This window comes from Streptomyces sp. Mut1, from assembly GCF_030719295.1.
Classification (GTDB): Bacteria; Actinomycetota; Actinomycetes; order Streptomycetales; family Streptomycetaceae; genus Streptomyces; species Streptomyces castrisilvae.
In genome coordinates, this window is record NZ_CP120997.1 from 1,420,735 (window position 1) to 1,433,782 (window position 13,048).

Here is a 13,048-nt window from a genome sequence, read left to right on the forward strand (position 1 = left end):
AGCCAGTTTAATGAAGGGCTTCCCGCTGTCTAGCCTTACAAAGCATTAACTTTCAGTCGATGCACTACGGGTTTCGTAGGCCGGGCTCTCCTCGCCCAGCAATCTGTCCGCCGCGCTCCTGTGCAGCCCCGCGGCCGCCGGGTCCCCGAGACGGTCGAGGGTGTCGGCGAGCCGGAGCTCCAGCGCGGCCTGCAACCGCGTGTCCTCGGCCCGCCGCGCCCACTCCACCGCCTCCCGGCAGGTCCGCAGCGACTCCTGCGGCCGGCCCGCGTACTCCTGCACCCGGGCCATCTCGCTGAGCGCCCGCGCCTGGGCGGGCAGGTCGCCGAGCCTGCGGTGGCCGGCCGCGGCGGCCCGCCAGTTGCGCAGCGCCTCGCCGTACCGTCCGGCGTAGGTGTGGACGGTGCCGAGCCGCCCGTACAGCCGGGCCGCGTCGGCCCGCTCGCCCTGGGTGAGGCGCTGGGCGAGCGCCCGGCCGTACCAGTCGGAGGCCCGGTGGTAGTCCCCCAGTTCGGCGTAGGCGCCGCCCACCGATTCCATGGCCCGCCCGGTGGCGTACAGGTCCTTCGCCTCCCGCCCGGCGTCCAGCGCCTCGCGGTAGCGGGCCAGCGCCTCCCGGGTCCTGCCGGTCCCGGCGTCCAGGTCGGCGAGGTTGAGCAGGGCCGCCGCCCGCTCGCGGGGCAGGTCGCGCCGCTCGGCGACGGCCAGCACCAGGCCGTGCAGGGCGTAGAGGTCGGGCGCGGCGGCGTCGGTGCCCTCGTGCGCGGCCAGTGCCCGGACCAGCGCCGCCACCAGCCGGCGTGCCAGCGTGTCCAGTCCGCCGTCCTCGACGGCGATGCGGGCGCAGGCCAGCAGCGCGGGTCTGCGGACGCGCAGCCAGGCGGCGGCCGTCCCGGGGTTCGGGAAGCGCAGCGAGCGCGGCAGTCCGGCCAGCTTGCGCCGGGACGGGGAGCCCTCGGGGTCGGTGACCGCGCGGCAGGACTGGAGCAGCCGCACGGTGCGCTCCAGCATCCGGGCGCGGGCGAGCTGGATCTCGGCCGGCCGGTCCCGGTCCTCCAGGAGCGCCCGCAGCAGCGCGGCGAGGCAGCCCGGCACCTCGTACTGCGGCTCGTCCGCACCGTCGCGGCGCAGCAGGCCCAGCGTCACGAAGTCGTCCAGCGTGGTCCGCGCCGCCGAGACGGAGCAGCCGGCCAGCGCGGACGCGGTGTGGGCGTCGGCGAGCCCGGCGGGGGCGAGGGAGAGCAGCCGCAGTATCCGGGCGGGGGTGGGCGGCAGCGAGTCGTGGACGAGGCGGAAGGCGCGGGTCAGCGGACGGGTGCCGGCGGGCTGGTCGGGGTCGTCCGGCAGTTCGCGCAGCTGCCGCCGGGCGTCGGCGACGGAGGCGGTCGGGCGGGCGGCCAGCCAGCCCCCGATCATGACCAGCGCGGCCGGCTGCCCGCCGCACTCCTCGGCCAGCGTCTGGGCGGTGAGCGGGTCGACGGTGATCCTGACCTGGCCGGTGGCACGGCCGAGCAGCTGGACGGCGGAGCCCGCGTCCAGGCCGCCGATGGTGCAGGGCCGGACGCCGGACAGGCCCGTCAGCGGGCCCTCGGAGGTGGCGACGACCAGGCAGTCGGGGTTGTCCGGGAGCAGCGGGTCGACCTGTTCGGCGTCCGGGGCGTCGTCCAGCAGGAGCAGGACCCGGCGCACGGCGAGCGCCTCGCGGACCATCTCGGACAGCTCGTCCACGTCGGCGCCCGGCGGGCCGGCCACGTCCAGCTGCCCCAGGAGGTCGCGGGCGGCCCGCTCGGTGGGGACGGGGGCGCCGCCGCTCTCGGTCAGCCGGACGCGGAGGAGCCCGTCGGGGTAGTCCCCGGTCGCCAGGAGCCGGCGGGTGAGCTCCCCGGCCAGCGCGGTGCGGCCGGAGCCGGGGCGGCCGGCGATCAGGAGGACCCGGGCGCGGGCGCTGCGGCGGCCGGCCATGGTGTCGAGTCCGGCGCGCTCGATGTCGTCGCGCAGTTCCTTCAACTCGCGTTCGCGGCCGAAGAATCGGGCGGGTTCACAGGCGGCAGGCTCCTCGGTCCCCGCTGCCTCGGCCGGGCCGCTGGTGTCCACCGCCTGATCCGTCACGGGCCACGCTCCACTTCGCTGCACGCGTCGCCCGCCGGGACTCCGGTCAGGGCATTCAGAGCGTAGTTCAGGCGGGTGGGCGAACCGGGTGGAGCGCGACGCACGCATCCCCCGATCGGATCAGCATTTTTTACGATCGGGGGATGCGCCCGGGTGACCGATGGGCCGTCAGGCCTCGAAGGGGCGGGCCGGCCAGGGGGCGTCGGCGGGGCGCAGCGAGTCGACGCCGTCGCCGGCCAGGACCGCGGCGAGCGCCAGCACGCCCACGACCAGGCAGCTGTTGTGCAGGTCCCCGGCGAGCGCGCCGCGCACCAGGTCCTGGAGCGGCACCCGGGCCAGCTCCATGTCGGCCTCCTCGTCGGCGACCTCGAAGCGCTCGCCGACGGCCTCGGAGACGTTCCGCGCGAGGAAGATCCGTACGGCTTCGTCGGAGCCGCCGGGCGAGGTGTAGATGTCGGTCAGCACCCGCCAGTCGGCGGCCTTGACGTACGCCTCCTCGAACAGCTCGCGCTGCGCGGCGTGCAGCGGGTTCTCGCCGGGTACGTCGAGCAGCCCGGCCGGGATCTCCCACAGCTTGTGGCGCACCGGGTGACGGTACTGGCGCAGCACCAGGACCCGGCCCTCGTCGTCCAGCGCGAGCACGGCGACCGAGCCGGGGTGGACCTGGTAGTCGCGGTGCGCCACCGAGCCGTCGGGCATCTCGACCTCATCGGTGCGGACGCTGGTCTTCTTGCCCCGGAACGGGGTCACGGTCGCGGTGACCCGCCATTCCTCGGCCGTGTCCTGGAAACCCATCTGCGTCCTCCCACGAAAACGTTGACCGGGACCCGCGTCCTGCTCCGGACGCGCGCCCCGGTCAACCGTAACGCCTGCGGGCGTGCCGCTACTTGCCCGGCGCGGCCTCGGCCGCCGCGCCCGTCTTGCGGGCGACGGCCGCCTTCACCAGGCCGGCGAAGAGCGGGTGCGGGCGGGTCGGGCGGGAGCGCAGCTCCGGGTGCGCCTGGGTGGCGACCAGGTAGGGGTGGACCTCGCGCGGGTACTCGACGTACTCGACGAGCTTGTTGTCCGGGGAGGTGCCGGAGAAGACCAGTCCGGCCTTCTTCTCCAGCTCGGCGCGGTAGGCGTTGTTGACCTCGTAGCGGTGGCGGTGGCGCTCCTCCACGTACGGCTGGTCGTCGTAGGCCTCGCGGACCAGCGAGCCCTCGGCGAGCTTCGCCGGGTACAGGCCGAGCCGCATGGTGCCGCCCAGGTCGCCCGCGCCCTCGACGTACGCGAGCTGTTCCTCCATGGTCGAGATGACCGGGTGGGAGGTGGCCGCGTCGAACTCGGTGGAGTTGGCGTCGGGGATCTCGGCGAGGTTGCGCGCCGCCTCGATCACGATGCACTGGAGACCCAGGCAGAGGCCGAGCAGCGGGATCTTGTTCTCGCGGGCGTACTGGATGGCGCCGACCTTGCCGATCACGCCGCGCTCGCCGAAGCCGCCGGGGATGCAGATCGCGTCGACACCGGCGAGGGCCTTCTGCGCGCCCGCCGGGGTCTTGCAGTCGTCGGACGCGACCCACTCGACCTTGACCCGCGCCTTGTTGGCGAAGCCGCCGGCCCGGATGGCCTCGGTGACCGAGAGGTAGGCGTCGGGCAGGTCGATGTACTTGCCGACCAGGGCGACGGTGACCTCGTGGTCGGGGTTGTGGACGCGGTCCAGCAGGTCGTCCCAGGTGGTCCAGTCGACGTCGCGGAACGGCAGGTCGAGCTTGCGCACGACGTAGGCGTCCAGGCCCTCGGTGTGCAGCACCTTGGGGATGTCGTAGATCGACTTGGCGTCCACGCAGGCCACCACGGCGGCCTCGTCCACGTCGCACATCAGCGAGATCTTGCGCTTGATGGCGGTCGGCACGTCGCGGTCGGCGCGCAGCACGATGGCATCCGGCTGGATTCCGATGTTGCGCAGGGCGGCCACGGAGTGCTGGGTGGGCTTCGTCTTCAGCTCACCGGAGGGGCCGATGTAGGGCAGCAGCGAGATGTGCACGACGAAGACGTTGTCCCGCCCGACCTCGTGGCGGACCTGGCGGACGGTCTCCAGGAACGGCAGCGACTCGATGTCGCCGACCGTGCCGCCGACCTCGGTGATGACCACGTCGACGTCGTCGGTGGCCATCCGGCGGATGCGGTGCTTGATCTCGTTGGTGATGTGCGGGATGACCTGCACGGTGTCGCCGAGGTACTCGCCGCGCCGCTCCTTGGCGATGACCTGCGAGTACACCTGCCCGGTGGTGACGTTGGCCGAACCGTCGAGGTCCACGTCGAGGAAGCGCTCGTAGTGGCCGATGTCGAGGTCGGTCTCCGCGCCGTCGTTGGTCACGAAGACCTCGCCGTGCTGGAACGGGTTCATCGTGCCGGGGTCGACGTTCAGGTACGGGTCGAGCTTCTGCATGGTGACCCGGAGGCCGCGCGCCTTGAGCAGGGCACCGAGGCTGGAGGCAGTCAGACCCTTGCCGAGGGAAGAGGCGACACCCCCGGTGACGAAGATGTGCTTGGTCGTCGTGGATGTGGGCTGCATAGCCAAAGGGGGCTCCCGTGGTCGCGATCGTGAGGTGCGTGCCGGCGTTGCCGTCCGGAGATTCCGGAGATGCCGTCGCTGCGGTTCGGGGGCCTCGTCTGCTCTCGCCGACGACCACCGGTCCACGGGCTACCAGGGTAACAGCGACAGGGGGAGACCGCTTCCGGCCACCGGCACGCGCGCACCTCCCCGATCCCACGTGTCACTCGTCCCCCACTCGATCGGCTCAGCCCAGTTGGCGAGAAGGGGCGCGCGGACCCCCCAGGTGCGTCGTATCCTGCTCGGACACTCGCTCGGGCGAGGTACGAGCTCGCAGGTTCCCCCACAACAACCCCTTGCAACGACCTCTTGACCCGCAGTAAGCGCCCCACGGGGCGACATGGCCGTTCGACTGGAGATGCACGTGGCCGGGCGCATCGAGGATTACGCACTCATCGGAGACATGCAGACCGCTGCCCTGGTCTGCCGGGACGGCACAGCCGACTGGTTGTGCCTGCCCCGCTTCGATTCACACGCCATTTTCGCGGGGCTGCTGGGCACCGAGGAACACGGCTTCTGGCGCCTGGGGCCGGCCCGCCCCGAGGGCTCGGAGCCGCCCCCGGCCGACCGGCGCCGCTACCTAGGGGACTCACTGATCCTCGAATCGGAATGGGATACGCCGCGCGGCACGGTCAGAGTGACCGACTTCATGCCGCCGCGTGACGGCGCACCCCAGCTGATCCGGATCGTGGAGGGCGTCAGCGGCCGGGTGCCGATGCGCTCGGAGCTGCGCATGCGGTTCAGCTACGGGCGGGTCACTCCCTGGGTACACAAGGTGGACACCCGTACGGTCGCCGTCGCCGGGCCGGACTCGGTCTGGCTGGACACCTCGGCCGACACCTACGGCGAGAACCTGACCACGTACTCCGACTTCACCGTCGCCCCCGGTGACCGGATCGCGTTCACCATCAGCTGGCAGCCCTCGCACCACGAGCCGCCCGCGCTCGCGGACCCGGAGGGCTCGCTGGAGGCGACCGCGGACTTCTGGCGCGAGTGGGTCGAGCAGTGTACGTACCACGGGCCCTACCGCGAGGCCGTGGTCCGCTCGCTGATCACGCTGAAGGCCCTGACGTACGCGCCGACCGGCGGCATCGTCGCCGCTCCGACGACCTCGCTCCCCGAGGACATCGGCGGCTCCCGCAACTGGGACTACCGCTACACCTGGCTGCGCGACGCCGCGATCACCCTGTCGTCGCTGCTGCGCACCGGCTATCGCGAGGAGGCCCGCGCCTGGCGCGAGTGGCTGCTGCGCGCGGTCGCCGGCGACCCGGAGAACCTGCAGATCATGTACGGGATCGCGGGCGAACGCGAGCTGGGCGAGGCGGAGCTGGAGTGGCTGCCGGGCTACGAGGGCTCCGCACCGGTCCGGGTCGGCAACGGGGCCGCGGGCCAGCTCCAGTTGGACGTGTACGGCGAGGTCACCGAGGCGCTGCACCTCGCGCACATGACGGGTCTGGCCCGCAACGACTACGCCACCGGGCTCCAGCTCAAGCTGATCGAGTACCTGGAGAAGCACTGGAGCGAGCCGGACGAGGGCATCTGGGAGGTGCGCGGGCCGCGCCGGCACTTCGTGCACTCCAAGGTGATGGCCTGGGTCGCCGTCGACCGGACCATCAAGCTCATCGAGTCCGGCGACTCGGAGGGCCCGCTTGAGCGGTGGCGCGAGCTGCGCGACGACATCCACCGCGACGTCTGCGAGCGGGGCTACGACAAGGAGCGCAACACCTTCACCCAGTCCTACGGGTCGAAGGAGCTGGACGCCTCCCTGCTGCTGATCCCGCAGATGGGTTTCCTGCCGCCCGACGACAAGCGGGTCATCGGCACGATCGAGGCGATCCAGCGGGAGCTGTCCACGGAGGACGGCTTCGTGCTCCGCTACCCGACCGCGGGCGACGACGCGGGCGTGGATGGCCTGGAGGGCGACGAGGGCGCGTTCCTGGCCTGCTCGTTCTGGCTGGCGGACGACCTGGCGATGATCGGCCGGGTCGACGAGGCCCGCCGGCTCTTCGAGAAGCTGCTGTCCCTGCGCAACGACCTGGGCCTGCTGGCCGAGGAGTGGGACGCGGGCCAGCAGCGCCAGGTGGGCAACTTCCCGCAGGCGTTCAGCCACGTGCCGCTGATCGACACGGCCCTGCGGCTGACGGCGAGCGGGGCGTACGTGGGCTGACGGCGGCGAGGGTTCTCACCTCGCGTGCCGGAGTCCCACGACGGACGTCGGATCCGGCCCGGATCCGACGTCCGTCGTGGGATTCGCGGGTCGGCATGGGGCCCTTGTGTGGTGCGCGGCCTCGGGGTGGGCCCCGGCGGAAGTGCTGCGGGGGATGCGACTCGCCGTGCCGTGTGACGGCGCCGGAAGCGGCTCAGACGACCAGGACCCGGCGCCCGCGCGTGTGACCGGCGTGGCTGTCGATGTGGGCCGCCGCAGCCTCGGCCAGCGAGTACGACTTCTCGACCGGGATGTGGAGCCGGCCCCGCGAGATCAGGTCGACGGCCTCGGCCAGCGCCGCAGGCACGCTTCCGGCCACGCCGGAGAACCGGACACCGAACTCCGGCGCACCGAGATCGGCGATGGAGACGACCTTCTCCGGACTCCCGGTCAGCTCGACCAGCTCGCGGATCACGCCCGACCCAGCCAGATCGAGAGCCGCGTCGACGTCGCCGAGCCGCCGAACCCGCTCGTCCCAGCCCTCGCCGTACGTCGTAGCGACGGCACCAAGGCCGCGCAGATACTCCTGGTTCGCGGCACCGGCCGTGCCGATCACCGTGATGCCGCGGTCGCGGGCGATCTGCAGCACCGCCGATCCGACTCCCCCGGACGCGCCGCTGACCAGGAGCGTCTGCCCGGACCGCACACCGACCTCGCGGATGACGCGCAGCGCGGTCTCCACCACGGAGGGGTACCCGGCCGCCTCCTCGAACGTCAGGCCCTCGGGCATCCGGGCCCAGGCCGACAGTACGGCGAACTCCGCGTAGGTGCTGGAGCCCTCGCCGAACACCCGGTCACCGACCTCGACCCCCGCGACTCCCTCGCCCACCTCGTCCACCACCCCGGCGGCGTCCAGCCCGAGCCCGGAGGGCAGCGCGACCGGATGGGCCCCCAGGACCTGGCCTTCACGAATCCTCCAGTCGACGGGATTCACGCCCGCCGCCCGCACGGCGATGCGTATCCGGCCGGGGCCCGCGTGGGGCTCCTCGGCATCAACGAGTCGCAGAACGTCCGGACCGCCGAACTCGGCGAAGCTCACTTTCCTCATGCCGCCGAACGTAACACTAACGGATAGCTTTTCATAACGGTTACTCTTTCCTACCTGATAGCCTGCGGGCATGACCGTGCAGTCCGGGCGCCGTGAGCGCAAGAAGGCCGCGACCCGCCAGAAGATCGCGGACACCGCGCTGCGGCTCTTCCTGGAACGCGGTTACGACGCGGTGGGCATCCGTGACGTGGCCGCCGAGGCCGACGTGGCCGTCACCACGCTCTTCTCCCACTTCGCCTCGAAAGAGGCCCTGGTGTTCGAGCAGGACGAGGACTTCGAGCAGCGCCTCACGCGGGCGGTCACCGGCCGGGCGCCGCACGAGCCGCTCATCCCCGCGCTGCACCGCGAGATCCTGGCCCTGGTGCGGCACTGCACCGCGGACAGCGCCGCCCCGGTCCGGCGCATGATCGACGCGTCTCCCGCCCTGCGGAAGTACGACGAGTCGCTCCGCCTGCGCCACGCGGACGCCCTGGCCACGGCCATCGCCGCCGATCCCGACCTGACCCGGAGCGAAACCGCCGCCCGCACCATCGCGAGGTTCGTGATCGACGCCTACTCGCTGGCCGGCGAAGCGGCCGACCCGCAGGCCGCTCTGGACGAGATCTTCCCCATGATCGAGGCGGCCTGGAAGGTCGCCTGCCCGTCTGCAAGCGGTCACCCAGGTTCCGATGGGCCGCGGCCGCGGGTCTGAGACGGCGTCGCTCACCACGCGAGGCACGAAGTCGGCGTCGCCGCGGCAAGCGAAGAGCACTGCTCGAACTCGTTGGTGGCCCATGCGCGGTGGTGGCCACAAGGGCCGCCGGGGAAGCGATACGAAGCCGAAGACACCGGGCGTCCCGCACGACGTGGGACAGCGGACAGACCCGCTGCTCGCGGAACCGATGTCCGCCACGAGCCGCGCGACCCCACGACGGCGGGGCCGGTCGGGGATTCCGTGCCTCTGTGATCCCCGACCGGCCCGGCCAAGTCCCGACCGGACCGGTCCGGCCCGGCTCAGTCCTGCCCGGGGCCCATCTCGACCGGGTGGCCACCCGCGGGCAGTCCCCACTCGCTCCAGGACCCGTCGTACACGGCCGTCCCGCGGTAGCCGGCCAGCTCGGCGCCCAGCGCCAGCACGCAGGCGGTCACGCCCGACCCGCAGCTGAAGTACAGCCGCTCCCGGTCACCGGCCAGGGCGGCGAACGCGGCCCGCAGCTCGGCGGGCCCCCGCATCCTGCCCCCGTCCTGGATCTCGCCGAAGGGCAGGTTCACGGCCCCCGGCATATGGCCCCCGCGCAGCCCGGAACGCGGCTCGGGCTCCGTACCCGCGAACCGGCCCCGGGTCCTGGCGTCGAAGACCACCGCCCCCGGGTCGCCCAGCGCGTCCGCCACCGCGTCGGCGCCCACGACGAGTCCGGGGCGGGGCCTCGCCGTGAAATCGCCGGGCTCGGGGGCGGCCCCCGGCGCGCCCTCCTCCACGGGCAGTCCGGCGGCGGTCCAGGCGGGCAGCCCGCCGTCGAGGACGGCGGCCCGGTCGAAGCCCATCGCCCGGAGCATCCACCAGGCCCGCGCGCTGGAGTAGATGCCGACGGCGTCGTGGACGACGACCGTGTCCCCGTCGTTCAGACCCTGCGCGCGCAGCTCTTCGGTGAACCGGCCGGCGTCCGGCATGGTGTGCGGCAGCGGACCCGCGGGTTCGGACAGCGCACCGTCGATGTCGAAGGGCCGGGCGGCCGCGATCCGCCGGGCGGCGCCCCGGTGCGCGCCGACCGAGGCGTCGAACACCAGCAGTCCGGGGGCACCGAGACGCGCGGCGAGCCAGTCGGTGCCGACCAGCGGTCCCGGCAGCGCGCCCACGGGAGCGCCCCGGTCCCCGTACGGCTGAACGTCCTCGCTCACATGCCCTCCCCGCTGCCCCGGCCGGTGCGTCCGGCACGAATTTTCAAGATCGCAGCCGGTACCGGCACTGTCAACGGCCCCCGGCCGCCGCTCAGCGGCCGAGCGGCTGGACCAATTCGTCGTACAGGGCGAGCACCTGGACGATCGAGTCGTCCTCGCTCGGCCAACGCGCCGCCTGTCGGGGGCCGTCGGCGGCCATCCGGGCCCGCTCGGCCGGGTCGCCGAGCAGCCGGGCCACCGCACCGGACAGCGCCTCGGCGTCCGCGTACGGCACGAGCACCGCCGCGTCGCCCACGAGTTCGGGCGTGCCGCCGACCGCGGTGGCGACCAGCGGCACCCCGGCCCGCAGCGCCTCCTGGGCCACCGTCGAGCGGGACTCCCAGCGGCTGGGCAGCACGGCCACATCGGCGGCGGCCAGGACCGCGGTGGCGTCGGACCGGCTGCCGAGCAGCTCGACCGGCAGGTCATCGGCGGTGATCCGCCGCCGCAGGGCCGCCCGCTCCCGCCCCTCACCGACGACGACCAGCAGCGGTACGGGGTCGAGCCCGCGCCAGGCGGCCGCCGCTTCGAGCAGGGTGCCGTAGCCGTGGTGCGGAACGAGGCTGCCCACCGCGACGATCAACGGCCGCCCCACCGCGCCCAGTTCGGCCCGCAGCTTGTCGGCGGGCGGCGCCGCGGGGAGAGGCGGCAGCGGTGCGGACACGGGCGCGAGCCGGGCATCGCGGGCGCCCCTGCTGCGTGCCCGGTCGACCAGGTCGGAGGAGGTGGCGAGCACAACGGCCGCCGCGCGCACGGCCTTTCGCTCCAGCAGGTGCAGCAGCCGGCGGCGGGCGCCTTCGGCGTGGGCGCGGGTGTGCCAGGTGACGACCAGCGGGACGCGCTGCCCACCGAGCGCCAGGGCGGCCCGGACGGCGGCGTGCAGTCCGTGCGCGTGGACGACGTCCGCACCGGCACAGGCGGCGCGCAGCGCGGCGACGGCGGCGGGGTCGCTGCGCCGGGGCACGGGCGCGAAGTGGACTCCCCCGGCGGAGAAGCCGTAGGCGCGGTCCAGTGCGGCCGGCGCGCAGACCGTGACCCGCACGCCCCGGGCGACCAGACCTGCGGCCAGCGAGCCGACATGGGCGCTGCTGCCGGCACTGCCGCCGCCGAGGACTTGGACCGCACGCAGCTGTGACACCTGATTGGCTCCCGGGGCTCCCGATTCGGGGGTACGAACACGGCCAAGGATGCCAGTCCGCACGCACGTTCCGGCACGACGGAACCGTTACTCCGGTGCTCATCGCGACAAACCGGGCGGGTCACACCACCCGCACGGGTGAAAGTGTGTGCGGCGGCGCGACATCCGTACGCCGCGCGCCGGCCGGGGTCGCGGCGCGACCCCGGCCGGCGGCCGTCAGCCGTCGGCGCGGGCCGTCGCGAGGAGTTCCTCGGCATGGGCGCGGGCCGTCTCGGAGTCCTCCTGGCCCGCGAGCATCCGGGACAGTTCGCGTACCCGGTCCTCGCCCTCCAGGACGGTGACCCCGCTGCTGGTCACCGAGCCGTCCACGGTCTTCTCGACCAGCAGCTGCCGGTCGGCGAACGCGGCGACCTGGGGCAGGTGGGTGACGACCACGACCTGGGCCGACCTGGCGAGCTTCGCGAGGCGCCGCCCGACCTCGACGGCCGCCTTGCCGCCGACGCCCGCGTCGACCTCGTCGAAGAGATAGGTGGGTACGGGGTCGGAGCCCGCGAAGACCACCTCGACGGCGAGCATCACCCGGGACAGCTCACCGCCCGACGCGCCCTTGGCGATCGGCCGGGGCTGGGCGCCGGGGTGCGGGGCCAGCAGCAGTTCCACCTCGTCGGCACCGGACGGGCCGTAGGCCACGTCGCGGCCGCCGATCTCGATGCCGGACGCCTCGTCCGCCGCCTCGGTCTGCCGGATGTCGAAGGACACCCGGGCGTGCGGCATCGCGAGGGACGCCAGCTCCTCGGTCACCGCCTCGGCGAACGACGCGGCGGCCGCCGTCCGGGCGTCGGTCAACGCCTGCCCGAGGCCGGAGAGTTCGGCGCGCAGCGCGTCCCGCTCCGCGGTGAGCCCACCGATCCGGTCGTCGTCGCCCTCCAGCTCGGTCAGCCGCTCGGCGCCCTCCTGCGACCAGGCCAGCACGGCGGCGATGTCCGCGCCGTACTTGCGGGTGAGGCCGGTGAGCGCGGCACGCCGCTCCTCGACCGCGGCGAGCCGCAGCGGGTCGGCGTCCAGCTGGTCCGCGTACCCGGACAGTTCGCCCGAGACGTCGGCGAGCAGGATGGAGATCTCCCCGACCCGGTCGGCGAGCGCGGCGAGCGCCGGATCGTGCGAACGCACCCCGTCGAGTGCCTGCCGGGCGGCGGCCACCACGGTCGTGGCGTCCAGGGCCTCCGGGTCCTCCGGGTTGCCGGCCAGCGCGGTGTGCGCGAGGGCTGCGGCGGAGGCCAGGGCGTCGGCGTGGCCGAGGCGCTGGGCTTCGGCGGCCAGCTCCGTGTCCTCGTCGGGCAGCGGTTCGACGGCCGCGATCTCGTTCAGCCCGAAGCGCAGCAGGTCGGCTTCCTGGGCGCGTTCGCGGGCGCGCGTGGTCAGCTCGTCCAGCTCCGTCGCGACGGCCCGCAGCCGCCGGTAGGCCGCCGCGTACTTCGCCAGGGGCACGGCGACGCCGTCGCCCGCGTACCGGTCGAGGGCCTGCCGCTGTCTGGCCGGCTTGAGGAGGCCCTGCTGGTCGGTCTGGCCGTGCACGGCGACGAGTTCGTCGGCCAGCTCGGACAGCACGCCCACCGGCACGGATCTGCCGCCGAGATGCGCCCTGGAGCGCCCTTCGGCGGAGACGGTACGGCTGATGAGCAGCGCACCGTCCTCGACCTCGGCCCCGGCCTCCTCGGCCCGGACCGCCACCGCGTCGCCCTCGTCCACCGTGATCCGGCCCTCGACCACCGCGGCCTTGGCGCCGATCCGCACCAGGGCGGGGTCGGCGCGCCCGCCGAGCAGCAGCCCCAGGCTGGTGACGACCATGGTCTTACCGGCGCCGGTCTCGCCCGTCACCGCGGTGAAACCGGGTGACAGCTCCACCACCGCGTCGTCGATGACCCCGAGCGACCGTATCCGCATCTCCTCCAACACGGACATGACCATACGAGGTTTCCCCGCCCGCGCGCACACGGGCCACGGCCGGGGCACCGGATCGTCCGGCCCGCCAGG

9 protein-coding genes are annotated in these 13,048 nt (G+C 73.6%); 2 read left to right on the forward strand and 7 right to left on the reverse strand.

Going from position 1 to position 13,048, the window contains the following annotated elements; all coding sequences use genetic code 11:
* Positions 1-45: 45 nt before the first annotated feature.
* From P8A18_RS05900 to pyrG, 3 genes are all read right to left on the reverse strand, one after another.
* The gene (locus tag P8A18_RS05900; protein WP_306052375.1) at positions 46-2,109 is read right to left on the reverse strand and encodes a tetratricopeptide repeat protein; all 2,064 of its coding nucleotides are present in this window, start codon (positions 2,107-2,109) and stop codon (positions 46-48) included.
* A 168-nt stretch (positions 2,110-2,277) separates the two neighbouring features.
* A complete protein-coding gene (locus tag P8A18_RS05905; protein ID WP_306052377.1) occupies positions 2,278-2,904 on the reverse strand; it encodes an NUDIX domain-containing protein in 627 nt (208 codons plus the stop codon).
* A gap of 88 nt (positions 2,905-2,992) precedes the next feature.
* Entirely contained in the window at positions 2,993-4,666 is a 1,674-nt protein-coding gene (gene pyrG / locus P8A18_RS05910) for a CTP synthase (protein WP_306052379.1), read from the reverse strand.
* A 379-nt stretch (positions 4,667-5,045) separates the two neighbouring features.
* On the opposite strand from pyrG, the gene P8A18_RS05915 reads away from it, so the two are divergent.
* The gene (locus P8A18_RS05915; protein ID WP_306052381.1) at positions 5,046-6,872 is read left to right on the forward strand and encodes a glycoside hydrolase family 15 protein; all 1,827 of its coding nucleotides are present in this window, start codon (positions 5,046-5,048) and stop codon (positions 6,870-6,872) included.
* A 193-nt stretch (positions 6,873-7,065) separates the two neighbouring features.
* Here the strand turns inward: P8A18_RS05915 and P8A18_RS05920 are convergent, their stop codons facing one another.
* Positions 7,066-7,959 (reverse strand): NADP-dependent oxidoreductase, encoded by an 894-nt coding sequence (locus P8A18_RS05920; RefSeq protein ID WP_306052383.1) that lies wholly within the window; start codon positions 7,957-7,959, stop codon positions 7,066-7,068.
* Positions 7,960-8,029: 70 nt separating this feature from the next.
* On the opposite strand from P8A18_RS05920, the gene P8A18_RS05925 reads away from it, so the two are divergent.
* Positions 8,030-8,650, forward strand: a complete 621-nt coding sequence (locus P8A18_RS05925; RefSeq protein ID WP_306052385.1) for a TetR/AcrR family transcriptional regulator — start codon at positions 8,030-8,032, stop codon at positions 8,648-8,650.
* Positions 8,651-8,952: 302 nt separating this feature from the next.
* Here the strand turns inward: P8A18_RS05925 and P8A18_RS05930 are convergent, their stop codons facing one another.
* The 3 genes from P8A18_RS05930 to recN all read right to left on the reverse strand — a co-directional run bounded on the left by P8A18_RS05930 (position 8,953) and on the right by recN (position 12,976).
* Complete coding sequence (locus P8A18_RS05930) at positions 8,953-9,837, reverse strand: sulfurtransferase (protein WP_306052387.1); 885 nt, start codon at positions 9,835-9,837, stop codon at positions 8,953-8,955.
* Between the two features lie 91 nt (positions 9,838-9,928).
* The gene (locus P8A18_RS05935) at positions 9,929-11,014 is read right to left on the reverse strand and encodes a glycosyltransferase family 4 protein (RefSeq protein WP_306052389.1); all 1,086 of its coding nucleotides are present in this window, start codon (positions 11,012-11,014) and stop codon (positions 9,929-9,931) included.
* A gap of 216 nt (positions 11,015-11,230) precedes the next feature.
* Positions 11,231-12,976: a DNA repair protein RecN gene (recN, locus tag P8A18_RS05940; protein ID WP_306052391.1), complete on the reverse strand. Its 1,746-nt coding sequence runs from the start codon at positions 12,974-12,976 to the stop codon at positions 11,231-11,233.
* Positions 12,977-13,048: the final 72 nt, after the last annotated feature.

Coding starts and splice junctions, on each gene's coding strand:
- P8A18_RS05905 (WP_306052377.1), bottom strand. CDS start 2,904: ATGGGTTTCCAGGACACGGCCGAGGAATGGCGGGTCACCGCGACCGTG.
- pyrG (WP_306052379.1), bottom strand. CDS start 4,666: ATGCAGCCCACATCCACGACGACCAAGCACATCTTCGTCACCGGGGGT.
- P8A18_RS05915 (WP_306052381.1), top strand. CDS start 5,046: ATGGCCGTTCGACTGGAGATGCACGTGGCCGGGCGCATCGAGGATTAC.
- P8A18_RS05920 (WP_306052383.1), bottom strand. CDS start 7,959: ATGAGGAAAGTGAGCTTCGCCGAGTTCGGCGGTCCGGACGTTCTGCGA.
- P8A18_RS05925 (WP_306052385.1), top strand. CDS start 8,030: ATGACCGTGCAGTCCGGGCGCCGTGAGCGCAAGAAGGCCGCGACCCGC.
- recN (WP_306052391.1), bottom strand. CDS start 12,976: ATGTCCGTGTTGGAGGAGATGCGGATACGGTCGCTCGGGGTCATCGAC.